The following is a 26,405-nucleotide window of genomic DNA, read 5'->3' as shown; positions in this document are numbered from 1 at the left end:
TTCGCCGGATGTGACAGCGGCCTTCGTCCGGTCCAGGGCGGCATCGCACACGTGAAGCGGTTCTCGGTGGGCACTGCCAACTTCGACGCCACCGACATCAGCTGCGGCTACGGCAATCAGATCGTGACCGCGCTGGCGAACCTGGAGTGAGCGGCGCGAGGTACGTCGTCGACACCTCCCGCAACGGGTACGGCGCGATGGACCCCAATGGCCAACACGTCGACTGCGCAACCCCGCCGGCCGCAAGCTCGGCGTGCCGTCATCGCTCGGCATCGGCGGCGCCGAATACCTGCTGTGGATCAAATTCCCCGGGGACTCCGAGGGCAGTGCGGTACCGCCCCGCCCGGGACCCCCGCCGGCACGTTCTCCCCGTTCCTCGCCGGGAACCTGATCAACGGCATCTGAGAAGCCAAACCTGAAACGTTATAGGTTCAGCGGGAGTTGGATCATCGGTACGTTACTTACGGGAAGTCGCTCAGACCAGCTCGGACGTCTTCCCTACCCGCCTCTGGCACACGAGATGGCCAGAGTCATCGCCGGCCGACCTTACTCTTCACCGTAGGCACGGGGGAGTGTCATGGGTCCCTAGCCTGACCTGCTGAAATAGTCAGAAACCTGTTACAGGTTGAGGAGAGTTCCTGTCATGAAGCGAGTTTCCCTGAGGATGTCCGCTGCCCTGGCGGCGGCCGGCGCTGTCGCCAGCCTGGTGACCGTGGGTGTCGCCGCTCCGGCGGCCAACGCCGCGCCCTCCTGCGTCAATGTCCAGCATGGGAGGACCTTCTACGAGGAGACCGCCTTCGGAAAGTACTATCACCACTGGGTGAAGATCACGAACAACTGCGCCAGCAAGAAGAAGCTCAAGGTGGACTGGAGGGGGGCCTTTATGCCCGACTCGAAGTGCACCACGATCAACAAGGGCAAGAGCGCAGAATTCACCAAGGACGGCAAGTGGGACGCCTACGCCGGGTGGTACAGCTGCTGAGCTGATCCGTAGGGCATTCAGCTCCTCACCGGGTTCTGGCGGAGAACGCCAGCCCAGCCCGGTAGAAGACCACACCGAAGCTCCCGGCCGACGGCCTGCCAGCCAGCAGATCGCCGACCGGGAGCTTCGCTGTGTTCCGCGTCCTGGGCTGAAGGCGTGGCACGGCATCGCGAGCCGCTACGACAAGATGCCCGAGAGCGATCTTGCTGGCCTCCACCTGCGAGGAGCAGTGATCTGGATGCGCAGCCTCCAATGATCACGACTCAACACAGGCCCTAGCCGAAGCGAACCTTTCTTCCGTGCGCGGCGGAACGCGACGGTACGGCTGCGGGGCCGAACTTGTCGGGGGATTTGTTCTACTACTGAGTGCGCGTGACCAGAAGGATTTGATTGGAATCCTGCCGGTTCGGCGATGTGCGGTCTTGCGCAGTCAGGCTCTGCAATGCCCGACGCAGGGTTCGGGCTACGTCGTGTTGATCCGCTGCTTGCAGGACAGCGGCCATAGCCACGAGGCCCATGCGAGCGCAAGACAGAGTCAGATTGGTGGCAGGAAGCCTGCGGTCGCGCATTGCGGTCAGCAATTCCAATGTGTTCTCCGCAGCCCGTCGTACGTGAACGGGTAGCGACGTGCCGCTCGGGCCAGTCAGCAGCGAATCGCGTACACGGCGCACGGTGCCGACTGGATCTTCTGGACCTTTCTCAGCGGCGGACGTTTCCTCTCCAACGTCTGCCAGGAAATCGTCCAAACTCGTCAGAGCTGAGGCCAACTCTACGCCGGCAGGAGGTTCCCAGATCGCGACTAGCGACCGGAACGCGGCGATGGCCGCTCTAGGCATTCCGGGGTAGGCAAATTGATCAAGGGCGATGTCGACGGCCAGAGTCAGCCTCTCAGGGGAACTGAGATGGAGCATGAGCGGGGCGGGGTTCTCGACGTCGAGGTCGAGATCGAGGTCGAGGTCGAGGTCGACACCGATATCGGGATCAAGGTTACGTGCACGCGTAAAAGCGAAGGCAAGAGCCTCGGCGATTAATTCGGCAATTCCAGCGTTAAGGGGGCGAATACCAGCGTCAGGGCTACTTAGGGCGCGGAGGCGGTAGAGAGTCTCCATGAGGTCGCTATTCAGTGACTGACCGACCCTCTCGGCGTGACTGAGAGTTTGGTTCACGGAGAGACTGAGGGCTCGGCTGAGAGCACGAGCACGGTTCAGGCGATCACCCGGATCAGACCCGGTGGCGAAGGCGAACTGATCACGAATGGCGTCGAGAGCCGGGTCGAGAGCCAGTGCTTCGCCGATAGATTCGAGCGCGCCGGTAGCAACGCGGTCGTGAAAATGGTCGCGGTTAAGAACGTCAGCGAGGGCGCGAGCGCGGTTGATGGCTTGGGCGCGGCTGACTGCTTGGGCGCGACTCACGGGCCGATAGAAGGGGGAATGGTCACGTTCACCGTCAAGTGCGTCGGTTAGGACGAGGTCCAAGGCGAGGTCAAGTGTGAGGTCGAACGCGAGGTCGAGGACGAGATTCAGGGAATCGAGGTCGGGATCATTCCGGAATTCAGCAGTACGCGTGAGAGCAACGCTGAGCACTCTGGCCCAGTCCAACACCTGCCTGCGTTGTTCGGAGGGGATGGCAAGCATTCGCAGGTAGTTGGTGATTTGTTGACGGTCATTTGCAACGGAGGACCTGGTAGGAGTGGTACGAGACCTCATGGTGACGAGCACAGGAGTGTACGGCCACGGCACTTGCGGCGGCTGGTACAAGAGAGTGCTGGTGCCGTCCTGGACCCAGACGGTGTGACCCCTCAGAGCGGTCGCAATCGCCGCGGGTTGTTCCTTGAGTTCGTCAGGTGTGGGTAGACGATACGTAGCTTCGCTGGTGATGCTGTTGAGCCAGACGGCGAAGCGCTCGGCGTCACCGGCCTGCATCCCTACCGCAGCTGCGTTGCTGTTGTCGCTACCGCCTGTGTCGGCGACATCCGGGTGATGGCGCCCGTTGGCTTCTTCTTCCTGAATGAACATGTTGTACAGGGCTCGAGGTACAGGTCGCGCGCACAAGGCCGCGGAATCGTTGAGTTGTATGGTCTCGCGCAAGGTGCGAGTAGCCATGACTCCAGCCAGAACCCGCTGCAGGGCTGGATCCGCGACCTGATTGCGGACAGACTCAGTGAGCAGGGCCTCCAGTCGGCTGCGGACGGCCGGGTCGACGATCTGTGCCTGGTCGGCGCAGTCGAAGGCCAGAGCCAGGGCACGAACGGTGCCGGAATCCAGGCAGGCCCTGATGACCTCGGTTGCGTCGTTGCCTGCGGCCCACAGCAAGATCGTCTCGCGCCACCATGGGTCATCGACGCTTCCCGTCAAGATCGTCGTATCAGCACGGGGGGTGCTGAGCTGAGCAGCTGCCAGGTACTCCTGCAGCGTCAGGTGTGCAAAACCGTGGAAGCCGTGTTCGCGTTCGACCAGCAGGCCGCTCTTTCGAGACTCTTCGAGAAACACTTCGGAGGTGACGTTGCCGGGCACTTCCTGCAGAGGCTGGTGAATCGCTTCGGCCGCGTCGCGCACCGGCCAGTCACGTACCTTGGCCTGCATCATGACCAGGGCGAGATGCTGGATGACGTGCTGCTTGTGCTGACCGTTCAAGCCGGTGGCGTCCGAAAGACCGCGGGCTTCGTAGCGTCGGTGCAGCAGCACGTCACACATCTCGGCGTAGAGTTCCGCGCGGCTTCCGGGCAGCTGCCCGCGGTAGCGATGGACGTTCGCGATCATTGTCAGTAGCAGTGGATTTGCCGCCAGGTCGTACAGCGCTGGCTGGTCCCGAAGCCGGGCCATCAGATCCTCTGCGTTTCTTGCGCCGGCAGTGCGCAACTCGTGCCGACTGCTTGCCCGAGTCCGCAGCCGCACAGCGAAGTTGTCCGCGGCCGCGTGTACCTCGCGCCTCGTATGGGCCCGGGCTCGGCTTTCGACGGCGTAGGACCACTGATGCAGGAATTGAAAAATCTGCTCGCCCGTGAAGCGCCGCACTTGCAGCACCTCGGCTCCAGGCAGCGGGTTCGACTGATAGCCGTGCGGCCGCGAGGTCACCACATAGATGTTGCGAGGATGTCGCTCCGTTTGCCGCCCGACCCAGGCCACAACCCGACTTCGATCCGCAGGGTCGGCTACCTCATCCAGCCCGTCCAGTAGCACCACACACCCGCCACGATCGAGCCTTCGCTCCAACCAGTCCTCCGACACCTTCCCCTCAAGCCAGCCGGACGAGACAGCTACTGCCGCCAGCGTGGGTGCCTCACTGACGAGGAGCCTGGCGGAATGGTCACGCAAGTAGAGCAGGACGGGAAGGCACCGCCCCCAGGGCCACCAGCGGTGCTCGCACAGCGCGAGGGCCGTGTTGCGGGCCAGCGTTGTCTTCCCTGACCCTGGTCCGCCGATCACTGCGAGAACCCGGGCAGCCCCGCCTCGCTCGGCATCTCGCAGCACGGATTCCAGACTGCGGCGCCGCGTCAGTCCTCCAGCCTCGCCACCAGGCACAGCGCCCAGATGCGGCTCTCCGGCAACGGCATGCAGTACCTGCGGCGCCAGGCTGACATCTACGTATACCTGGTGCATGCGGAGCACGAACTCACCTTGCGTAGCGACGCCCACGGTCTCCATATCCCGCACGGTCTCCCGCAACTGCCGCAGGTACACGGCACGTCCGCCCCGCCCCGTGTTTGGCGCACCGTTGGGCCTGGCGCTTCCCGCTGCTTCGTCACCACCAGGAGCTGCCCATACCTCCGTGTAGAGGAGCATGAGCACCGCAATCCCCAGAGATGCATATAGCCATGTCCAGCTGAGGCCCTTGTCGGACAGGACTTGATTCGTAGCCACTCCGCCCGTGACCAGCAGCCCCGCACCGCCCATGAGTCGGAGTACGTTCCGCACCCTTGCAGCCCCCTGAGTACACCAACCGGCCTTCAGCTTGCCGGAGCAACGCCTCTGCCAGGCTCCGACCGCACCAGCCAACCGCGCAGGGGCCCTCGGAGGAGCTCAGTTGACCGTTCTGAGACCTCCCCCGTCCTAGCTGGCCCTACATCTGCATCCAGGCCAAGAGATCCTGACGGGCGGGGTTGGCAGACGCGAGAGGGAAGATCCGGGTACACCAATGATCCCCTTCTGAACAAGAAGGGGATCACAGGCGATGCTTGCGCGCTCCCGCCTGGAACGACCCTCAGACCCACTCCGCCTCAGAGACGAGGTGAGGGGCCCCAGCAGGGCCTGGGAGCGGCGTACGAGGCGACGCCAATCGCACCGACGAGCTCGGACGGGAAACCCCGACCGAGCGCCTCGCCCACCTCAGTGCGAGTGCCCGCTGGGCGCAGGCGCCGCGTTCTTGACCGTGAGCGGCAGCAGCTTCTTCCCGGTCGGGCCGATCTGGATGTGCGTGTCCATCTGCGGGCACACCCCGCAGTCGAAGCACGGCGTCCACCGGCAGTCCTCCACCTCGGTCTCATCGAGGGCGTCCTGCCAGTCCTCCCAGAGCCATTCCTTGTCGAGGCCGGAGTCCAGGTGATCCCAGGGGAGGACTTCCTCGTACGTCTTCTCACGCGTCGTGTACCAGTCGACGTCGACGCCGAAGGCGGGCAGCGTCTTCTCGGCGCACGCCATCCAGCGGTCGTAGGAGAAGTGCTCGCGCCAGCCGTCGAAGCGGCCGCCGTCCTCGTAGACCGCGCGGATGACCGCGCCGATGCGGCGGTCGCCACGGGAGAGGAGGCCCTCGACGATGCCGGGCTTGCCGTCGTGGTAGCGGAAGCCGATCGAGCGGCCGTACTTCTTGTCACCGCGGATCTTGTCGCGGAGCTTCTCGAGACGGGCGTCCGTCTCCTCGGCCGACAGCTGCGGGGCCCACTGGAAGGGGGTGTGGGGCTTCGGGACGAAGCCGCCGATCGAGACCGTGCAGCGGATGTCGTTCGAGCGGGAGACCTCGCGGCCCTTGGCGATGACCTTCGTCGCCATGTCGGCGATCTGCAGGACGTCGTCGTCGGTCTCCGTCGGCAGGCCGCACATGAAGTACAGCTTCACCTGGCGCCAGCCGTTGCCGTAGGCGGTGGCGACCGTCCGGATGAGGTCTTCCTCGGACACCATCTTGTTGATGACCTTGCGCATGCGCTCCGAGCCGCCCTCGGGAGCGAAGGTCAGCCCCGACCTACGGCCGTTCCGCGTCAGCTCGTTCGCCAGGTCCACGTTGAACGCGTCCACGCGGGTGGACGGGAGCGACAGGCCGATCTTGTCCTCCTCGTACCTGTCCGCAAGACCCTTCGCGATGTCGCCGATCTCGCTGTGGTCCGCCGACGACAGCGACAGCAGGCCGACCTCCTCGAAGCCGGTCGCCTTCAGGCCCTTCTCGACCATCTCGCCGATGCCGGTGATCGAGCGCTCGCGGACCGGGCGGGTGATCATGCCGGCCTGGCAGAAGCGGCAGCCGCGGGTGCAGCCGCGGAAGATCTCCACCGACATGCGCTCGTGGACCGTCTCGGCCAGCGGGACCAGCGGCTGCTTGGGGTACGGCCACTCGTCGAGGTCCATCACCGTGTGCTTCGACACACGCCACGGGACACCGCTCTTGTTCGGTACGACACGGGCGATACGGCCGTCCGGGAGGTACTCGACGTCGTAGAACGCCGGGATGTACACCGAGCCCGTCTTCGCGAGGCGGAACAGGACCTCCTCGCGGCCGCCCGGCTGCCCCTCCGCCTTCCACTCGCGGATGATCTTCGTCATGTCCAGCACGGCCTGCTCGCCGTCGCCGATGATCGCCGCGTCGATGAAGTCCGCGATCGGCTCGGGGTTGAACGCCGCGTGGCCGCCGGCCAGGACGATCGGGTCGTCGAGCGTCCGGTCCTTGGACTCCAGGGGGATGCCGGCCAGGTCCAGGGCCGTGAGCATGTTCGTGTAGCCCAGCTCGGTGGAGAAGGAGAGGCCGAACACGTCGAAGGCCTTCACCGGCCGGTGACTGTCCACCGTGAACTGCGGGACGCCCTGCTCGCGCATCAGCGCCTCCAGGTCCGGCCACACGCTGTACGTGCGCTCGGCGAGGACGGCCTCCTGCTCGTTCAGGACCTCGTAAAGGATCATGACGCCCTGGTTGGGCAGCCCGACCTCGTACGCGTCGGGATACATGAGCGCCCAGCGGACGTCACACGACTCCCACGGCTTGACCGTGGAGTTGAGCTCTCCGCCGACGTACTGGATCGGCTTCTGCACATGCGGGAGCAGAGCTTCGAGCTGCGGGAAAACCGACGCAGCGACTTCGGCAGGCATCTCGCGAACCTTCGTGAGCTGGACTGAACGGACAGGGGTGACCATCTAGCCTAACGCGGCCGCGGACACCCTCAGCACGTCCGAAGGCTCAGAGGACGTCCGCCCCGCCCTTGATCCCGTCCCAGACCCCGGGCAGCTCGGCCTCCACGGCCGCCGCCCGCTGCTCCTCACGCCCGTACAGCAACCCGTATGTGAAGGCGCTCTCCCCCGCCGCGTGTGCGACCGCGGACAGCTCGCGCAGGGTCTGGCGGGCCATGACGCTGTCCTGGTGCTCCCCGAGCAGGTTCTGCAAGGACTTCATGGCCTTGGTCAGGGCCTTGGCGGGCTTGCCCAGGGCGGGCGTGGCGGCCTCCGCCGCGTAGCGGGTGCGCTTGGTCTTCTTGCGGGCCTCGTGGATGGCGACGTCCCGGTCGGTGCCGGGTTCCAGCTCCAGCGCCTGCCCGACGAGCGCGGACACCTTGCCGAAGTCCTTCCGCACGGCCTTGGGGAGCACCTTGCCGGGCTTCTTCCCGGCCGCCTTCCGCAGCGGCGGGTCGGTGAGCACCCCGTCCACGGCATCGAGCAGGTCCAGGTAGCGGCGGGAGTCGAGCACCCCGATCAGCCGGCTGCTCGCCCCGCCGGGCCTGTCACCCGCCCATTGGCTCAGCCGCTCGACGACCGGACCGGACACCAGCGCGTGGGGCACCTCGTCGAGAGCGGCCGACAGACGTTCGTTCAGCACCTCCCGGTCCCGGTCCACGCCCAGCTCGCCGGCCAGCCACTTCAGCTCGTCACCGATGGGATCGGTGACCGCCCGGTCCAGGACCTTGCCGAAGGACTTGAAGGTGCTGCGCATCCGGCGGGTGGCGACGCGCATGCTGTGGACGGAGTCCTCGACGTCCTGGCGTACGGCGGGGTCGAGCTCGACGATCGCGTCCCGCTGGGCACGGACGTACGCGAGCACGTGGTCGCCCGCGGTCACCGGGTCCTCGGCGGACGCGGGGGCGGGCTTCTTCGGTGCGGTCTCGGCCAGGGCTCGCGCGAGCTTCGACGTCGACTTCGACGGCCGTACGCCTGCCTTGCGCAACCGCTTCTCCACCTTGTCGAGGAAGGCCGGGTCGACGCCGTCCGCCAGCTCCACCTCGATCTCGGTCCACTGGGCACTGCCGTCCCCTCCGGCGAGCCGTTGCGCGTGTACGGCGTCCACGCTGACCTCGGCCAGCACCCGGCCGTCGGCGTCCACGAGGTCGCGCACGTCGCGCTCGGAACGCAGCCGGACCACGGGCGCCAGCTCGGCGTCCCGTACCCGGGAACGGACGAGGCCGGCGAGCGCGTCGGGCAGGGCGTCGGACAGCGGGGCCTGGACCTCGTCCCGTACCCCCGGAGCGACGGGGAACTTCAGATGCCAGCCCGCGTCGGAGCCACCGGTTCTGCGGCGCAGGGTGATCGACGACGCATCGAGGCGCTCGTCCGCGGTGTCGTAGTAGGTGGCGTCCAGATGCGCGACACCCTTGTCGATCACGGCCTCGACACCGGCAACGCCGGTCAGATCGGGCAGGCCGCTGTCGTCGGACTCATACTTCCGCTCGATTTCGCGCTTCGTGTCCGCCATGACCCGAATCTAGTGGGAGTCGGACCCGGATGACAGGGCTTACCAGCCATGAACCGCAGGCGAACAGGGGGGCGACGACAGAGAAACAGGCCCTTGCGGCCGGGTCCGGCGGGGCGCACGGTACCGGTTGGGCGGGGCGCACGGTACAGGTTCGGCGGGGCGCACGGTACAGGTTCGGCGGGGCAAGGGACCGTTGAGCGGGGCGGAGGGACCGGTTCGGTTCCGCGGGGCAGCCGGACGGATCCGGCGGGCGGACGGCCCGGGTCGGGGGCGACCGGGCCGGGGGCGGACGGACCAGGGGCGGACGGACCGGTTCGGCGGGGCAGCGGAACTGATCCGCCGGGGACGCACGGACCCGATCGGCGAGGCGGACGCACCAATCCGGCGGACACACAGACCAACTCGGCGAGACAGACGCCCCGTCCCGACAGACACACAGACCAACTCGGCAGGCCACCGCAGGTCCGGTCCGGCGCCACAGCTCCAAGTCCACGGCGGGCACCCCCGCACCGGTCAGCCGCCGCGGCCCCAGCCGAGGCCCAGCCGTCCCTCGGCCCCTGCTGGCACCACAGTCCCGGCCCGGCGGCACGGCGCGAGGTCAGCACTCCAGCCCTCGGCGCCAGGCCGTCACTCCAGCCCTCAGCGCCAGGTCCTCACTCCACCCCCGTCGCCGCACCGGCACTCCAGGACCCACCTGACGCCCCCGGCCCCGGCCGGCGCCGCAGCTACCAGTCAGCCCCCACGGCCCCAGCCCAGCGCAGCGGTCACGCCGACATCGGGCGCTGTACCCGAATCGACTGCAACAACCCCACCGCCACCCACACCGCGAACATCGACGACCCGCCGTAGGACACGAACGGCAGCGGCAGGCCGGTCACCGGCATGATTCCGAGGGTCATGCCGATGTTCTCGAAGGCCTGGAAGGCGAACCACGCCACGATTCCCGCGGCGACGATCGTCCCGTACAGCTCGGTCGTCTCGCGTGCGATGCGGCAGGCGCGCCACAGGATCACGCCGAGGAGCAGGATGATCAGCCCGCCGCCGATGAAGCCCAGCTCCTCCCCCGCGACGGTGAAGACGAAGTCGGTCTGCTGCTCCGGCACGAACTGGCCGGTCGTCTGCGAGCCGTGGAACAGTCCCGAGCCCGCGAGCCCGCCCGAGCCGATCGCGATGCGTGCCTGGTTGGTGTTGTAGCCGACGCCCGCCGGGTCGAGTTCGGGGTTGGCGAAGGCCGCGAAGCGGGCGATCTGGTAGTCGTCCAGGACGCCCAGCTGCCAGACCGCGATCGCCCCCATGGTGCCCGCGCCGATCAGCCCGAAGACCCAGCGGTTGGAGGAACCGGACGCGAGCAGCACGCCCAGAACGATCACCACCATCACCATGACCGAGCCGAGGTCGGGCATGAGCAGCACGATCAGCATCGGTACGGCGGCCAGGCCCAACGCCTGCACCACCGTGCGGTGGTCGGGGTACTGCTTGTCACCCGCGTCCACTCTCGTCGCCAGCAGCATCGCCATGCCCAGGATGATCGTGACCTTCACGAACTCCGAGGGCTGGAGCGAGAAGCCGCCGGGGAGCTTGATCCAGGAGTGGGCGCCGTTGATGGTGGAGCCGAGCGGGGTGAGCACCAGCAGGATCAGGAAGACCGAGACGCCGTACAGGATCGGCACGGCCGTGCGCAGGGCGCGGTGTCCCAGCCACACGGTCCCGATCATCAGGGCGATCCCGATACCGGTGTTCAGGATGTGCCGGATGAGGAAGTAGTACTGGTCACCCTGGTTGAGCTCGGTGCGGTTGCGGGTCGCCGAGAAGACGAGGATCGAGCCGATCAGCGACAGCGCGATCGCCGACAGCAGTATCGGCCAGTCCAGTCGGCGGGCGAGCGAGTCGCGGGCGAACAAGCGGGTCCAGCCCGCCCGTTCGGGCCCGTACCCGGAGACCTGGAAACTGTTGGCGCCGGTCATGTGAGCATCCTCCGGCTTCCCCTCCGCCGCGCCCTGCGTCGCCTGCGCCGGGTGTCCCGGTTCTCGGGCGTCGGCGTCGCCACGGTCCCGGCGAGCTGCTGCTCGTCCGGCTCGGCCTCGCCCTTCTGGCTGGCCCGCTGGTCCTTCGCCGGGTCCTTGGAGACCTTCGGCGAGGTGATGGTGCCGTCCGTGCGGACCTTCGGCAGGCTCTTCTGGGGCGTGGGCAGCAGCGCGTTCTTCTTGTTGATCTCGCCATCGTCGGAGACGCCGTACAGCGCGTCGTAGATGTTGCGCACGGCCGGACCGGAGGCGCCCGAACCCGTACCACCCTGGGAGATCGTCATGACGACCGAGTAGTCCTTGGTGTACGTCGCGAACCACGAGGTCGTCTGCTTGCCGTAGACCTCAGCGGTACCGGTCTTGGCATGCATCGGGATCTTGTCCTGCGGCCAGCCGACGTCCGCGAACCGCCAGGCGGCGGTACCGCGGGTGGCGACGCCTGCGAGGGCGTCGTCCATCGAGGCCAGCGTCTGCTTGCTTATCGGCAGCTTGCCGTGCGACGTGGGCTTGATCTCCTCGACGGTCTTGCCGTCGGCGCTCACGACGGCCTTGCCGACCGTGGGGTCGTAGAGGGTGCCGCCGTTGGAGATGGCCGAGTAGATGGTGGCCATCTGGATGGGGGTGACGAGGGTGTCGCCCTGTCCGATGGAGTAGTTCACGGAGTCACCGGCGCGCAGCCGGTTGCCTTCGAGGCAGTTCTCGTAGGCGATCTTCTCGGCGTAGCTGCCGTCCCTCTTGCCGTACTTGCACCAGGCGTCCTTGTTGGCCTTCCAGTAGTCCAGCTTCCACTGGCGGTCGGGGACGCGGCCGGTGACCTCGTTGGGCAGGTCGATGCCGGTCTCCGCACCGAGGCCGAACTGGTGGGCCGTCTTGTAGAACCAGTCGTTGGCGTTCTTCTTCGGCTTGGTGCCGCCGTCCCGCTTCCACTCCTCGTGGGAGAGCCGGTAGAAGACGGTGTCGCAGGAGACCTCCAGGGCGCGGCCGAGGCTGATCGGGCCGTACCCCTTGGACTCGAAGTTCTTGAAGACCTGGCCGCCGATGGAGTACGAGCTGGAGCACTGGTACGGGCCGTCGAAGGAGTAGCCCGCGTTCACCGCGGCGGCCGTCGGGACGACCTTGAAGATGGAGCCGGGGGCCGACTGGCCCTGGATCGCCCGGTTGAGCAGCGGGTAGTTGGAGGCCTTGCCGGTGAGCCTCTTGTAGTCCTTGGCGGAGATGCCGCCGACCCAGGCATTGGGGTCGTAGGTCGGGTTGGACGCCATGGCGACGATGCGGCCGGTCTTGGCCTCCATCACGATGACCGCGCCGGAGTCCGCCTTGTACGGCTCGTTGGTGTTGCGGTCCCACTCCTTGCGGGCGTCCTTCATCGCCTGGTTGAGCTCGTACTCGGCGACTCGCTGCACGCGGGCGTCGATGCTGGTGACGAGGTTGGAGCCAGGCTGCGCGGCGTCCGCCTTGGCCTGGCCGATGACCCGGCCGAGGTTGTCGACCTCGTAGCGGGTGACGCCGGCCTTGCCGCGCAGTTGCTTGTCGTACTGCCGCTCCAGGCCGGAGCGGCCGACCTGGTCGGAGCGCAGGTACGGCGAGTCGGTGTCCTGCGCCTGCTGGAGCTCCTCGTCGGTGACCGGGGAGAGATAGCCGAGTACCTGGGCGGTGTTGGACTCGCCGGGGCTCGGGTAGCGGCGGAGGGCCTGCGGCTCGGCGGTGATGCCGGGGAAGTCCTCGGCGCGCTCACGGATCTGCAGGGCCTGCTTGGGGGTGGCCTCGTCGGTGATGGGGATCGGCTGGTACGGCGAGCCGTTCCAGCACGGCTGCGGGGTCTCGGCGTCGCACAGCCGGACCTTCTCCCTGACCTCCTTGGGCGTCATGCCCAGCACGGCGGCCAGCTTGGTGAGGACTGCCTCGCCGTCGTCCTTCATCTTCAGCAGGTCGGTGCGGGAGGCGGAGACCACCAGCCGTGTCTCGTTGTCGGCGAGCGGCACGCCGCGGGCGTCCAGGATCGAGCCGCGCACGGCGGGCTGCACGACCTGCTGGACGTGGTTGCCGGACGCCTCCTTGGCGTACGCGTCGCCCTCGCGGATCTGGAGGTACCACAGGCGCCCGCCGAGGGTGCCGAGGAGGGAGAGGACGAGGACCTGGATGACGATGAGCCGGATCTGGACGCGTGGCGTCCGGCCGGTCTCGGGGATGTTGGTCACTGCGGCTGCCTCCCCCTCTCAGGTGCGCGTACCGGCGCGAGTACCGGTGCGGATGCGACTGCGTGCGTACAACCGTGCGTGTACGACCGTGTGTGTACGAGTGATGAACGGCCGGCCCGTGCGGCCCGGTTCCTCCTGGCCTCACCCGTCCGGGTGAACTCCCCTGGCCTCACAGCCGCTTGACCCCCTTGATGCGTCCGGCGCGGGCCGTTCGCGCCCGCACCGCCTTCACCTTCAGACCGCCCTTCAGGCCGCCCTTCAGCCCGCCGCGCTGGCCGCCGATGCGCAGGCCGGTGCCGCCGGAGAGCCAGCCGGTGGAGATGTCGGGCTTCTTCGTCTGGGAGTTGCTGTCGGCCAGCGGGTCGTTCTCCGCGCGCCGGGCCAGCGCCATGATCCCGGGGACCACGAACGGGGCGAGCAGCAGGTCGTACAGCGCGGCCGTGAACACCAAGCTGCCGAGGCCGACATGACGGGCCGCGGTGTCCCCGACGAGGGCACCGACCCCGGCGTACATCAGGGTCGTGCCGATCGCTGCGACGACCACGACCACCATCGGCCCGGTGGCCGACTTGAGCCGGCCGTTGTCGGGTTTGATGAGCCCGACGAGATAGCCGATGACGCACAGCACCAGCGCATAGCGGCCGGCGGCATGGTCGGCGGGCGGGGCGAGGTCGGCGAGCAGGCCGGCGCCGAAGCCGACGAGGGCGCCGCCGACATGGCCGTAGACCATGGCGAGGCCCAGGACCGTGAGCAGCAGCAGGTCGGGGACGGCGCCCGGGAGGTGGAGGCGGGCCAGGACGCTCACCTGGACCACCAGGGCGACGACGATCAGGGCGGAGGAGAGCAGGATTCGGTTGACGCGCATGGGGCTTCAGCTCCTACTGCTCTTGCTCGTACTGGTTCTGGTCGTCGCCCGGAGGCTGATACCGGCCGTCGGCCTGCGGCTCGTACTGACCGTCCGCCTGAGGCTGGTTCTGGCCGTCCGCCTGAGGCTGGTTCCGGCCGTCCGCCTGAGGCTGGTTCTGGCCGTCCGGGTCCTCGGCGCCCGGCGTGACGGTGACCGTCACGGTCGGCGTGGGGGTCGGCTCGGGCTTGTCCGGGAGCACCGTGTCGCGCGGGTCCTTGGTGGGGGCCTGGACGACGACGCCGACGATGTCGAGCTTGGAGAAGGCGGCGTACGGCGTGACGTAGAGGGTGCGGGTCAGACCGCCGCCGGACGGGTCGACGCGGGAGACGACACCGACGGGGACGCCGGGCACGAAGGGCTTGTCGGCCTGGGAGCCGAAGGTGACGAGCCGGTCGCCCTTCTTCACCTCGGCCTTGCCGTTGAGGAGTTCGACGCGCAGCGGGCGGTCGCCCTGGCCGGAGGCGAAGCCGAGCTCGTCGCTGGACTCCATGCGGGTGCCCACGGTGAAGTCGGGGTCGTTGGCGAGGAGCACGGTCGCCGTGTTGGGACCGACGGTGGTGACCCGCCCGACCAGCCCGTCCCCGTTCAGGACGGTCATGTCGCGCCGGATGCCGTCGTTCTCGCCGATGTCGATGGTGATCGTCCAGGAGAAGCCCTGGGCCGCACCGATGGCGATGACCTCGGCGCCCTTGATGCCGTACTGGCCCTCGCCCGCGACCTTCAGCATCTTGTCCAGCTGCTTCAGCCGGCTGCGGTTGCGGTCGTCGCTGCCGAGCCTCGCCTTGAGGGCGGCGTTCTCCTGCTCCAGCGCGGCGAGCCGGTCGTGGCGCTCGCCGGAGTCACGGATCGCCGCGACCGCGTTGCCGACCGGGTCGACCGCCGACGACACACCGTTCTCGATCGGGCCGAAGACCGTGGCCGCGGCGGACCGAGCGCCGTCGACCGGGGAATCCTCACCGCCGCGGATGTCCACCGTGATCAGCGCGAACGCGATCGCGATCAGCAGCACCAGGAGCAGCCGGCTCTCTCGTGTGTCCCTCACGTGCGGCGGCCGTGCCCTTCCTCATAGGAGTTCGGGAAACCCCTGGGAAACCCGAGGGGTTCTTATACGGAATTTGTGTGCGGAGCTGGTATGCGAGCTTGAATGACAAGCTTCGAGGCTCTTGGAAGCTTATGCCTCTATATCAACGATCCGCCGTACGAGAAGAGATCATCCCGTACGGCGGAATCGAAGAGTTACCTCATCTGCGGGGCTGGGCGTCCAGTACCTGCTGCAACGCCTCGAACTCCTCGACACACTTGCCGGAGCCGAGCGCCACGCTGTCCAGCGGGTCCTCGGCGATGTGGATCGGCATGCCGGTCTCGCGGCGCAGGCGCTCGTCGAGGCCGCGCAGCAGGGCGCCGCCGCCGGTCAGAACGATTCCTCGGTCCATGATGTCGCCGGACAGCTCCGGCGGGCACTTGTCGAGGGTCGTCTTCACCGCGTCCACGATCGCGTTGACCGGCTCCTCGATGGCCTTGCGCACTTCGGCCGCGGAGATGACGACGGTCTTCGGCAGCCCGGAGACGAGGTCCCGGCCGCGGATTTCGGTGTGTTCGTCAGCGTCGAGGTCGTACGCCGAACCGATCGTGATCTTGATCTGCTCGGCCGTCCGCTCACCCAGCAGAAGGGAGTACTCCTTCTTGATGTGCTGGATGATCGCGTTGTCCAGTTCGTCGCCCGCGACGCGGATGGACTGGGCGGTGACGATGCCGCCGAGGGAGATGACCGCGACCTCCGTGGTGCCGCCGCCGATGTCGACCACCATGTTGCCCGTGGCCTCGTGGACCGGCAGGCCGGAGCCGATGGCCGCGGCCATGGGCTCCTCGATGATGTGCACCTGGCGGGCGCCGGCCTGGGACGACGCCTCGATGACGGCGCGGCGCTCGACGCCCGTGATGCCGGAGGGCACACAGACGACGACCCGCGGACGAGCCAGATACCGCCGCTTGTGGATCTTCAGAATGAAGTAGCGGAGCATCCGCTCGGTGATCTCGAAGTCGGCGATGACGCCGTCCTTCAGCGGACGTACGGCAACGATGTTGCCGGGCGTACGCCCGATCATCTTCTTCGCTTCGGCGCCGACCGCGAGGATGCCACCGGTGTTGGTGTTGATCGCGACGACGGACGGCTCATTGAGTACGATCCCGCGACCCCTGACGTACACCAGCGTGTTGGCGGTCCCGAGGTCGACAGCCATGTCACGGCCGATGAACGACATTGAGTTCCCCATCAGGATTCGTCTGGCCTTCCCTGGGAGCTTTTGATGGCTTTTCAGGTCGGCGAAGTGGGTGCTGTGACGTGAAGGCTTCTATCGTAGACGCGCTTTCGCGAACACTGCGGGAGGGTCTTCGCCATTGTCAGCAGATGGCGAGCCGCCCCGCTTGTGGAGACGGGCCATCGGGGGCACTCGTTCCCTCGATCGCCGCGCATATGCCGCCGGGCGGCCGGGTTTCTTCGGCCGCCCCAGGTCGGGCCGGGTCAGTGGGCTCAGGCGCGGCCCGGGAAGAAGATCTTCACCTCGCGCTCGGCCGACTCCTCGGAGTCGGAGGCGTGGATGAGGTTCTCGCGAACGATCACACCGAAGTCCCCCCGGATGGAGCCCGGCGCGGCAGCGATCGGGTCGGTCGGACCGGCGAGGGCACGCAGCCCCTCGATGACCCGCTCGCCCTCGACGATCAGCGCGACGACCGGGCCGGAGGCCATGAACTCCACCAGCGGCTCGTAGAAGGGCTTGCCCTTGTGCTCGCCGTAGTGCTGCTCCAGCGTCTCCTGGTCCAGGGTGCGCAGCTCCAGCGCGGTGATCTGCCAGCCGGCCTTGCGCTCGATACGGCTGATGATCTCGCCGGTCAGGCCACGACGGACGGCGTCGGGCTTGAGGAGGACGAGGGTGCGCTGGGTCACGGAGGGCTCCTTCTTGCTGCCGGTGGTGCGGTGGGATGAGGTTACAGGGCGTGTCCGGGCCCTTGTTACGCAGCGTCAGGTGTAGAGGAGTCGCCCTGGGCGGCGAATCTCGCCTTCGCCTCGTCGACCTTCCTCCCGTAGTGCACCGAGGCCCACCACAGCGCCGCGAAGATCACGCCCAGGATGAACATCGTCGAGACGATGAAGCCGGAGGCGATGAGCGCGATCTGCAGCGCCCAGCCGAGGGCGACGCCGCCGGGTCGCGTCACCAGGCCGCACAACAGCAGGCACAGGAACATCGCGATGCCGCTGACCGTCCACACCGTCGACATGGACAGGTCGGGATCCTTCATGGCGACCAGACCGGCGAAGCCGATGACGAAGAACTCACCGATCAGGGTCGAGGAACAGAGCGTACGCATCGTTCGGACTCAGCCCTTCCCCAGCAGCAGCCGGGCTTCGCCGACCGTGATGACGGACCCGGTGACGAGCACACCGCCGCCCGCGAACTCGCCCTCCTCCTCGGCCAGCGTGATCGCGGCCTCCAGGGCGTCCGGCAGCCGCGGCTCGACCTGCACACGCTCGTCACCGAAGACCTCGACGGCGATGGCGGCGAGCTCGTCGGCGTCCATGGCGCGATGCGAGGAGTTCTGCGTGACGACGACCTCGGCGAAGATCGGCTCGAAGGCTTCGAGGAGACCCCGCACGTTCTTGTCGCCGCTCGCGCCCACGACCCCGATCAGCCGGCTGAAGTCGAAGGCCTCCCCCACCGCATCGGCGGTGACCCGCGCGCCGGCCGGGTTGTGGGCCGCGTCCAGCACGACGGTCGGCGACCGCCGTACGACCTCCATCCGCCCCGGCGAGGCTACGGCGGCGAACGCCTTGCGGACCGTGTCGATGTCCAGAGGTTCGGCCCGCGCGGCGCCGACGCCGAAGAAAGCCTCCACGGCGGCGAGGGCCACGGCCGCGTTGTGCGCCTGGTGCGCGCCGTGCAGCGGCAGATACACCTCGGGGTACTCGCCGCCCAGTCCGCGCAGGGTCGCCAGCTGCCCGCCGACGGCGACCTGCCGCGACACGACCCCGAACTCCAGGCCCTCACGGGCCACGGTGGCGTCGACCTCCACGGCCTTCTTCAGCAGCACCTGCGCGGCGTCCACCGGCTGCTGGGCCATGATCACGGTGGCGTCCTGCTTGATGATCCCGGCCTTCTCGCCGGCGATCTCTCCCGGAGTGCTGCCGAGCCGGTCCGTGTGGTCGAGGTCTATGGGCGTCACGACGGCGACATCACCGTCGATGACGTTGGTGGCGTCCCAGGAGCCGCCCATCCCCACTTCCACGACGGCGACATCGACGGGCGCGTCGGCGAAGGCCGCGTACGCCATGCCTGTGAGCACCTCGAAGAAGGACAGCCGGTACTCCTGCTGTCCGTCGACCATCTCGATGTACGGCTTGATGTCGTGGTACGTCTCGATGAAGCGCTCGGCGGAGATCGCGGCGCCGTCGAGGCTGATCCGCTCGGTGATCGACTGGACGTGCGGCGAGGTGTAGCGGCCGGTGCGCAGCTCGAAGGCGCCGAGGAGGGCCTCGATCATGCGGGCGGTCGTCGTCTTGCCGTTGGTGCCGGTGATGTGGATCGAGGGGTACGACCGCTGCGGCTCACCCAGGACGTCCATCAGCGCGGCGATACGGCTGACGGACGGCTCCAGCTTGGTCTCGCCCCAGCGGGTCGCGAGCTCCGCCTCGACCTCGCGCAGGGCCTTGTCGACCTCGGGGTCCTCGGGGCGCGCGGGCACGTCGGCCTGCGGCGGGCCGCCCTGGGTGCGCAGGGTCCGGCTGCCGGCCTCGATGACGGCGAGATCGGGGTCGCGGTCGGTCTCTTCGGCGATGATCTCGTCGAAGGGGTCGAGGGGGTCGGGCTCGTTCTGGTCGCTCACGGGGCCAGTCTACGGAGGGCGACTGACAGTGCGCCCAGGGAGTGGGGTGGTGTGGGTCGTCGGGCGGGTGACGGGTCGGTGAGGGCTGGTCGCGCCCACGCGGCGGAGCCGTATATCGATACAGCCCCGCGCCCCCAAGACGGTGCGCGAAGGCCCCCGGAATCAAGAAGCTCCAGGGGCCTTCGTCGCCGTACGAACACCTACGCCTGCGGCAGCCGCTCCAGCTGCGCGGCGATCCGCGCGATGTCCTCCTCCGCCTTCGCGAGGCGGCCGCGGATCTTCTCCACGACGTTGTCCGGCGCCTTCGCCAGGAACGCTTCGTTGCCGAGCTTGGCCGTGGCCTGGGACTTCTCCTTCTCGGCGGCCGCGAGGTCCTTGGCCAGGCGCTTGCGCTCGGCCGCGACGTCGATCACGCCCGAGAGGTCCAGGGCGACCTCGGCGCCCGCGACGGGCAGTGTCGCGGTGGCCGCGAAGCTCTCGCCCTCCGGCTGGAGGCGCAGCAGCTGGCGGATGGCCGGCTCGTGCGGGGCGAGGGCCGTGCCGTCCAGGGTCAGGCGGGCCGGGACACGCTGGCCGGGCTGAAGGCCCTGGTCGGCGCGGAAGCGGCGGACCTCCGTGATGACGGACTGGAGCGACTCGATCTCCCGCTCGGCGCCCTGGTCACGGAAGCCGCTGTCCTTCGGCCAGTCGGCGATCACGATCGACTCGCCGCCGGTGAGGGTGGTCCACAGGGTCTCCGTGACGAAGGGGACGACCGGGTGCAGCAGCTTCAGCGTGACGTCGAGGACCTCGCCGAGGACGCGCTTGCTGACCTCGGCCGCCTCACCGCCCGCCTGGAACGTCGTCTTCGACAGCTCGACGTACCAGTCGAAGACCTCGTCCCACGCGAAGTGGAAGAGGGCGTCGGAGAGCTTCGCGAACTGGAAGTCCTCGTAGAACGCGTCGACTTCGGCGACGACGGAGTTCAGGCGGGAGAGGATCCAGCGGTCCGTCGACGACATCGCCGCCGGGTCCGGCAGGGGCCCGTCCACCGTCGCGCCGTTCATCAGCGCGAAGCGGGTCGCGTTCCAGATCTTGTTGGCGAAGTTGCGGGAGCCCTGGACCCAGTCCTCGCCGATCGGGACGTCGACCCCTGGGTTCGCACCACGGGCGAGGGTGAACCTCAGCGCATCGCTGCCGTACTTGTCCATCCAGTCCAGCGGGTTGACCGCGTTGCCGAAGGACTTCGACATCTTCTTGCCGAACTGGTCACGGACCATGCCGTGCAGGGCGATGGTGTGGAACGGCGGGGTGCCGTCCATCGCGTACAGGCCGAACATCATCATCCGGGCGACCCAGAAGAAGAGGATGTCGTAGCCGGTGACCAGGACCGAGTTCGGGTAGAACTTCGCGAGCGACTCGGTCTGTTCGGGCCAGCCAAGCGTGGAGAAGGGCCACAGGCCGGAGGAGAACCAGGTGTCGAGGACGTCCGTGTCCTGCTTCCAGCCCTCCGCCTCGGTGCCGGGCGGCTGCTCGTCGGGGCCGACACAGACGATCTCGCCGTTCGGGCCGTACCAGACCGGGATGCGGTGACCCCACCACAACTGCCGTGAGATGCACCAGTCGTGGAGGTTGTCGACCCAGTCGAAGTACCGCTTCTCCATCTCCTGCGGGTGGATCTTGACCCGGCCGTCGCGGACGGCGTCTCCGGCGGCCTTGGCGAGCGGGCCGACCTTGACCCACCACTGCATGGACAGGCGCGGCTCGACGGTGGTCTTGCAGCGCGAGCAGTGGCCGACCGAGTGGACGTACGGCCGCTTCTCCGCGACGATCCGGCCCTCGGCGCGCAGCGCGGCGACGATCGCGGAGCGGGCCTCCAGCCGGTCCAGGCCCTGGAAGGGCCCGTGGGCGGTGATGACAGCGTGCTCGTCCATCACCGTGAGGGACGGCAGGTTGTGGCGCTGGCCGATCTCGAAGTCGTTCGGGTCGTGGGCCGGGGTGACCTTGACGGCGCCGGTGCCGAACTCCGGGTCGACATGGGTGTCGGCGACGACCGGGATCGAGCGCTCGGTCAGCGGCAACCTGATGAGCTTGCCGACCAGGTGCCTGTAACGCTCGTCGTCCGGGTGGACGGCGACGGCGGTGTCACCGAGCATCGTCTCGGCACGGGTGGTGGCGACGACGATGGTCTCGTCGCCCTCGCCGTACTTCATGGAGACGAGTTCGCCGTCGTCGTCCTGGTACTCGACCTCGATGTCCGAGATGGCGGTCAGACAGCGCGGGCACCAGTTGATGATGCGTTCGGCGCGGTAGATGAGCTCGTCGTCGTAGAGCCGCTTGAAGATGGTCTGGACGGCCTGGGACAGGCCCTCGTCCATGGTGAAGCGCTCGCGCGACCAGGCGACACCGTCGCCGAGGCGCCGCATCTGCCCGCTGATCTGCCCGCCGGACTCGCCCTTCCACTGCCAGACACGCTCGACGAAGGCTTCCCGCCCCAGGTCGTGCCGGGACTTGCCTTCCTTGCCCAGCTCACGCTCGACGACGTTCTGCGTGGCGATACCGGCGTGGTCCATGCCGGGCTGCCACAGCGTCTCGTAACCCTGCATGCGCTTACGGCGGGTGAGGGCGTCGATGAGGGTGTGCTCGAAGGCGTGCCCGAGGTGCAGGCTCCCCGTGACGTTCGGCGGCGGGATGACGATGGTGTAGGGCGGCTTGTCGCTCTTCTCGTCCGCCTCGAAGTAACCGCGCTCTACCCAGCGCTCGTACAGCGGCCCCTCTACGTCGGCCGGCGCGTACTGGGTCGGCAGTTCGGTGTCGGGCGCTGGTGGCTGCTGCTGAGCGTTCTCGGTCACGCGCTCAGTTTAGAGGTGTCCCGGGCATGTCCCGAAACGCGTTTGTTCTGTAACGGTGGGCACCCCGATGCCGTACGGCCACTGTGTTTGCGCCAGGATGTCGTGAACGCATAAGCATCTGGAGGGGAACCCAGAAATGAGCTACAACCAGCCGGGCCCGTACGGCGGGCAGCCTCAGCAGCCCGGTCCGTACGGCCAGCCGCAGCAGCCCGGCCCGTACGGCCAGCAGCCGCAGGCGCCCCAGCCCGGCTACGGCTACCCCCAGCAGGCTCCTCCGCCCCAGCCCCAGCCCGGTTACGGCTACCCGCAGCAGGCGCCGGGCGTCCCGCCGCAGCAGCCGAACCCGTACGGCCAGCAGCAGCCGCCGTACGGCCAGGCCCCGTACGGGATGCCCCAGCCGCCGGCGCCGGGAGGCGGCGGCAAGAAGACCGGCCTGATCATCGGCGCGGTGGCGGTCGTGGCCGCGATCGCCGTCGGGGCGTACTTCGCGCTCGGCGGCAGCCGTGGCGGCGCGGCCAGCCTCGCGGACGACGGGGCGCACAAGCTGACGACGCCCCAGAAGCTGCTCAACGACTACTCGCGGATGGGCGACAAGGGCGGCACGTCCAGCAGCGACTCGGCGTCGGAGCTGGAGAAGAGCGGCGTCAAGAACGGCACCGACGTGACCGGTATCTATTCGACCGCGGACCTCTCGGGTTACGACCCCAACGACCCGAACAGCTCCATGCCCGATCTGGGCGCGTTGGCGAAGGCCAAGAACATCTACTTCGCGGGCGTCTACGGCGAGGTCGCCGACCCGGAGAAGGCTCTGGACGCGTTCTTCGCAGCCTTCAAGAAGTCCGCCGAGGAGGACTCCTCCAGCAGCAGCGCCCCCAAGACCGAACTGGTCGGCGAGCCCGAGTCCGCCGACCTCGACGGCGCGGTCATGAAGTGCCAGTCGACCAAGGGCCAGGACCTGATGACCAAGCAGGAGAGGATCAACTGGTTCTGCGCCTGGGCCGACTACAGCACCATCGCCCTGGTGTCGCCGACTGACGCCACGACAAGCGTCTCCAAGGACGTGGCGATCGACATCACCACGAAGGTGCGCGCGGAGGTCCGCGTCAAGGCCTGACACCCGTAGCCCAACACACGGAAGGGGCCCCGGTCGATCGGGGCCCCTTCCGTACGTCTGTGCTGCGGCTACGCCGTCTTCTACTCGCCCGACCCACACCCCGCGCGTCCCTCGGGACATTGTCGGGTTCAGCGAGGATAACCGCCACAACCCCCAACCCCATCCACTATGCCGATCATGCCCATGACCAGGGCGCGAAATGATCGAGGGGAATTGACGTGCTCAAGCGAGCATTTGCCGTAGCGGGTCTTGTAGTTGCAGGGACGATCGTCCCCCTGGCGACAGCAACACCCGCATCTGCCACCGCTGCGCAGTGCACAGGCGTCTTGAAAAGCTACGGACTATACACGATAGGGCCTAAGACGAAGATAGCCTGCGGCTGGTTCGCCCTCCCGGGCAAGACACCCCACCCGGAGTGCTGGTCCGGGCTCATGCGGCTCGGCGTGAGGCAGGAGCACGCCTTGAAAGCCTGCTCGTGGGCGTAGACGCTGACACCCGGTAGACATGAGGCCGCCCCTGGCACAGCCAAGGGCGGCCTTCGCTCATTGAGCCCTAAGACGGACTTCTGCAACCGCTCAGAGTCTCACCGAGCCCCTGTTGCTCTGATTGCTTACGCCGTCTTCTGCTCGCCCGGCCCCCGCCCCCGCGCCTCCCGCGGGATCAGCGTCGGGTTCACGTTCGAGTGAACGACGTCCGCCGTGATGACGACGCGGGCCACGTCCTTGCGGGACGGGATCTCGTACATCACGCCCTGGAGGACTTCCTCCATGATGGCGCGCAGGCCACGGGCGCCGGTCTGGCGGAGGATGGCCTGGTCTGCGATGGCCTCCAGGGCCTCGCGCTCGAAGTCGAGTTCCACGCCGTCGAGTTCGAAGAGGCGCTGGTACTGCTTCACCAGTGCGTTGCGGGGCTCGACGAGGATCTGGAGGAGGGCCTCGCGGTCGAGGTTGTGGACCGAGGTGATGACGGGGAGCCGGCCGATGAACTCGGGGATCATGCCGAACTTCACCAGGTCCTCGGGCATGACGTCCTCGAACTGGTCCTTGGCCTCCAGCTCGCGCTTGGAGCGGATCGTCGCGCCGAAGCCGATGCCCTTGGCGCCGGCCCGGGACTCGATGATCTTCTCCAGGCCCGCGAACGCGCCGCCCACGATGAACAGGACGTTCGTCGTGTCGATCTGGATGAATTCCTGGTGCGGGTGCTTGCGGCCGCCCTGCGGGGGGACCGAGGCCGTCGTGCCTTCCAGGATCTTCAGCAGGGCCTGCTGGACGCCCTCACCGCTCACGTCCCGGGTGATCGACGGATTTTCACTCTTCCGCGCGACCTTGTCGATCTCGTCGATGTAGATGATCCCGGTCTCGGCCTTCTTGACGTCGTAGTCGGCCGCCTGGATCAGTTTCAGCAGGATGTTCTCGACGTCCTCGCCGACGTACCCGGCCTCCGTCAGCGCCGTCGCGTCGGCGATGGCGAACGGGACGTTCAGCATGCGGGCCAGGGTCTGGGCGAGCAGCGTCTTGCCGGAGCCCGTGGGGCCCAGCAGCAGGATGTTGGACTTCGCCAACTCGATGGCGTCGTCGCGGCCTTGGGCGCCGCCGTTCTCGCCGGCCTGGACGCGCTTGTAGTGGTTGTAGACGGCGACGGAGAGCGCCTTCTTGGCCGCTTCCTGGCCGACCACGTAGCCCTCGAGGAACTCGTAGATCTCGCGTGGCTTGGGCAGTTCCTCCCAGCGGACCTCACTGGTCTCCGCGAGCTCTTCCTCGATGATCTCGTTGCAGAGATCGATGCACTCGTCGCAGATGTACACACCAGGGCCTGCGATGAGCTTCTTGACCTGCTTCTGGCTCTTGCCGCAGAACGAGCACTTGAGCAGATCGCCGCCGTCACCGATGCGTGCCACGGTGTGCTTCCCCTTCGCCTGGGAGACGACTGGACGTTTTCGAATCCAGCGGCTCCTGGTGCTGCCTTATGTCGACGGTACCTTGCCTGGCCCCCCGTTCGGGCCCCCCTTGGCGCGGTTCACTTTGACGTGCACCGTCCCAAACCGTGCCAAGGGGCAGCAGACAATACCGGGTCCGCGTCAGCGAACGTCGGCGTTGTTCATCTTCCGCGTGGAGATGATCTGGTCGATCAGCCCGTACGACAGCGCGTCCTCGGCCGTGAGGATCTTGTCGCGCTCGATGTCCTCGCGGATCTTCTCGATCGGCGTGGTGGAGTGCTTGGCCAGCATCTCCTCCAGCTGCGAGCGCATCCGGAGGATCTCGTTGGCGGCGATCTCCAGGTCGGAGACCTGACCGCGGCCGGTCTCGCTGAACGGCTGGTGGATCAGCACACGGGCGTTCGGCAGAGCCATGCGCTTGCCGGGCGTGCCGGCGGCCAGCAGGACGGCGGCGGCGGAGGCCGCCTGGCCCATGCAGACCGTCTGGATGTCCGGCTTCACGAACTGCATCGTGTCGTAGATGGCCGTGAGCGCGGTGAAGGAGCCGCCGGGGCTGTTGATGTAGACCGAGATGTCCCGGTCGGGGTCCATGGACTCCAGGCACAGCAGCTGCGCCATGACGTCGTTCGCGGAGGCGTCGTCGATCTGCACGCCGAGGAAGATCACGCGCTCCTCGAAGAGCTTCGCGTACGGGTCGTACTCGCGGATGCCCTGCGAGGTGCGCTCGACGAAGCGCGGGATGACGTACCGGGACTCGGCCACGGGGCCCGCGTACTCGGCGCGCGATCGGTCGTACAGGCTGCTGCCGGGGATGTCGTTCACTGTCTGTCTCCTAGGGGCTGAGGCGGTCGGCTGGGGGCGCTGTGGGGGTCTCAGGCCCCGGTGCCGCCGCCGCCCGGCATGCCGGCGGCCGTGGCGATCACGTCGTCGATGAGGCCGTATGCCTTGGCCTCGGTGGCGTCGAACCAACGGTCCCGGTCCGAGTCACGGGTGACCTGCTCGACGGTCTGGCCAGTGTGCAGGGCCGTGAGCTCGGCCATGCGCTTCTTGGTGTACAGCAGCCGCTCGGCGTGGATCTTGATGTCGGAGGCCGAACCGGCCAGACCGGCGGAGGGCTGGTGGATCAGGATCTCGGCGTTCGGCAGCGCGAAGCGCTTGCCCGGCGTGCCCGCGCTGAGGAGGAACTGGCCCATCGAGGCGGCGAGGCCCATGGCGATGGTCACCACGTCGTTCTTGATGTACTGCATGGTGTCGTAGATCGCCATGCCGGCCGTGATCGAGCCGCCGGGGCTGTTGATGTAGAGGTAGATGTCCTTGTCCGGATCGGCGGCAAGGAGCAGCAACTGCGCGGTGATCTTGTTGGCGATGTCGTCGTCGACCGGCTGGCCGAGGAAGATGATCCGCTCGCCGAGCAGCCGGTTGTAGACATGGTCGCCGAGGCCACCGCCGATGGAAGGCTCGCCGGCGGCGGAGGGCATCAGATTCGTCACGTATCCACCTGCTCGTCTTACGACGGCGCCGGGCCGTCTGCACGTCTTCTGCGTGGGCAACGGGGACTCCCCTGCCCTCATACTCATGGACCCTAACGCGCAGGCCGGGCAGTGCCATCCCGGTTCCGTGAGTGTTCGCCCGGGGCGTAGCGCCGTACGGCTTC

General features: G+C 67.7%; 17 protein-coding genes. 2 read left to right on the top strand and 15 right to left on the bottom strand.

Features of this window, described 5'->3' with window-relative positions; genetic code table 11:
• Positions 1–643: 643 nt before the first annotated feature.
• Positions 644–982: a hypothetical protein gene (locus ADK36_RS21270; RefSeq protein WP_159029224.1), complete on the top strand. Its 339-nt coding sequence runs from the start codon at positions 644–646 to the stop codon at positions 980–982.
• A gap of 359 nt (positions 983–1,341) precedes the next feature.
• On the opposite strand, the gene ADK36_RS46420 is transcribed toward ADK36_RS21270, so the two are convergent.
• The 12 genes from ADK36_RS46420 to ADK36_RS21205 form a co-directional block, all read right to left on the bottom strand.
• Positions 1,342–4,626, bottom strand: coding sequence for an NACHT domain-containing protein (locus ADK36_RS46420; protein WP_159391179.1), 3,285 nt, complete (start codon positions 4,624–4,626; stop codon positions 1,342–1,344).
• 681 nt (positions 4,627–5,307) lie between these two features.
• Complete coding sequence (locus ADK36_RS21255; RefSeq protein WP_053198631.1) at positions 5,308–7,272, bottom strand: TIGR03960 family B12-binding radical SAM protein; 1,965 nt, start codon at positions 7,270–7,272, stop codon at positions 5,308–5,310.
• 88 nt (positions 7,273–7,360) lie between these two features.
• Complete coding sequence (locus ADK36_RS21250) at positions 7,361–8,863, bottom strand: CYTH and CHAD domain-containing protein (RefSeq protein ID WP_053198629.1); 1,503 nt, start codon at positions 8,861–8,863, stop codon at positions 7,361–7,363.
• 764 nt (positions 8,864–9,627) lie between these two features.
• The gene (gene rodA, locus ADK36_RS21245; protein WP_048583873.1) at positions 9,628–10,827 is read right to left on the bottom strand and encodes a rod shape-determining protein RodA; all 1,200 of its coding nucleotides are present in this window, start codon (positions 10,825–10,827) and stop codon (positions 9,628–9,630) included.
• Entirely contained in the window at positions 10,824–13,085 is a 2,262-nt protein-coding gene (gene mrdA / locus ADK36_RS21240; protein WP_048583872.1) for a penicillin-binding protein 2, read from the bottom strand. The genes rodA and mrdA overlap by 4 nt, the downstream gene beginning before the upstream one ends.
• 169 nt (positions 13,086–13,254) lie before the next feature.
• A complete protein-coding gene (gene mreD, locus ADK36_RS21235; RefSeq protein ID WP_053198627.1) occupies positions 13,255–13,950 on the bottom strand; it encodes a rod shape-determining protein MreD in 696 nt (231 codons plus the stop codon).
• Between the two features lie 13 nt (positions 13,951–13,963).
• A complete protein-coding gene (gene mreC / locus ADK36_RS21230) occupies positions 13,964–15,034 on the bottom strand; it encodes a rod shape-determining protein MreC (RefSeq protein WP_053198624.1) in 1,071 nt (356 codons plus the stop codon).
• Positions 15,035–15,233: 199 nt separating this feature from the next.
• On the bottom strand, positions 15,234–16,253 hold the full coding sequence (locus ADK36_RS21225) for a rod shape-determining protein (protein ID WP_004931372.1): 1,020 nt from the start codon (positions 16,251–16,253) through the stop codon (positions 15,234–15,236).
• 269 nt (positions 16,254–16,522) lie between these two features.
• Entirely contained in the window at positions 16,523–16,936 is a 414-nt protein-coding gene (gene ndk, locus ADK36_RS21220) for a nucleoside-diphosphate kinase (RefSeq protein ID WP_030052239.1), read from the bottom strand.
• A gap of 65 nt (positions 16,937–17,001) precedes the next feature.
• Complete coding sequence (locus tag ADK36_RS21215; RefSeq protein WP_048583869.1) at positions 17,002–17,358, bottom strand: DUF4233 domain-containing protein; 357 nt, start codon at positions 17,356–17,358, stop codon at positions 17,002–17,004.
• A gap of 9 nt (positions 17,359–17,367) precedes the next feature.
• Complete coding sequence (folC, locus tag ADK36_RS21210; RefSeq protein WP_048583868.1) at positions 17,368–18,870, bottom strand: bifunctional tetrahydrofolate synthase/dihydrofolate synthase; 1,503 nt, start codon at positions 18,868–18,870, stop codon at positions 17,368–17,370.
• Positions 18,871–19,070: 200 nt separating this feature from the next.
• The gene (locus tag ADK36_RS21205) at positions 19,071–21,701 is read right to left on the bottom strand and encodes a valine--tRNA ligase (RefSeq protein ID WP_048583867.1); all 2,631 of its coding nucleotides are present in this window, start codon (positions 21,699–21,701) and stop codon (positions 19,071–19,073) included.
• 136 nt (positions 21,702–21,837) lie between these two features.
• Between ADK36_RS21205 and ADK36_RS21200 the strand changes: the two genes are divergently transcribed.
• Positions 21,838–22,815 carry a hypothetical protein gene (locus ADK36_RS21200; protein ID WP_048583866.1) on the top strand — a complete coding sequence of 326 codons (978 nt, stop codon included), beginning with the start codon at positions 21,838–21,840 and terminating at the stop codon, positions 22,813–22,815.
• A 610-nt stretch (positions 22,816–23,425) separates the two neighbouring features.
• On the opposite strand, the gene clpX is transcribed toward ADK36_RS21200, so the two are convergent.
• From clpX to ADK36_RS21185, 3 genes are all read right to left on the bottom strand, one after another.
• Positions 23,426–24,712, bottom strand: coding sequence for an ATP-dependent Clp protease ATP-binding subunit ClpX (gene clpX, locus ADK36_RS21195; RefSeq protein ID WP_048583865.1), 1,287 nt, complete (start codon positions 24,710–24,712; stop codon positions 23,426–23,428).
• Positions 24,713–24,892: 180 nt separating this feature from the next.
• Positions 24,893–25,573 (bottom strand): ATP-dependent Clp protease proteolytic subunit, encoded by a 681-nt coding sequence (locus tag ADK36_RS21190; RefSeq protein ID WP_048583864.1) that lies wholly within the window; start codon positions 25,571–25,573, stop codon positions 24,893–24,895.
• A gap of 50 nt (positions 25,574–25,623) precedes the next feature.
• Positions 25,624–26,229, bottom strand: coding sequence for an ATP-dependent Clp protease proteolytic subunit (locus ADK36_RS21185; RefSeq protein WP_048583911.1), 606 nt, complete (start codon positions 26,227–26,229; stop codon positions 25,624–25,626).
• Positions 26,230–26,405: the final 176 nt, after the last annotated feature.

It is taken from the genome of Streptomyces viridochromogenes, assembly GCF_001270495.1.
Taxonomy (GTDB): domain Bacteria; phylum Actinomycetota; class Actinomycetes; order Streptomycetales; family Streptomycetaceae; genus Streptomyces; species Streptomyces viridochromogenes_A.
The sequence above is the reverse complement of the archived record's forward strand: the minus strand, read 5'-3'. Positions and strand labels throughout refer to the sequence as shown.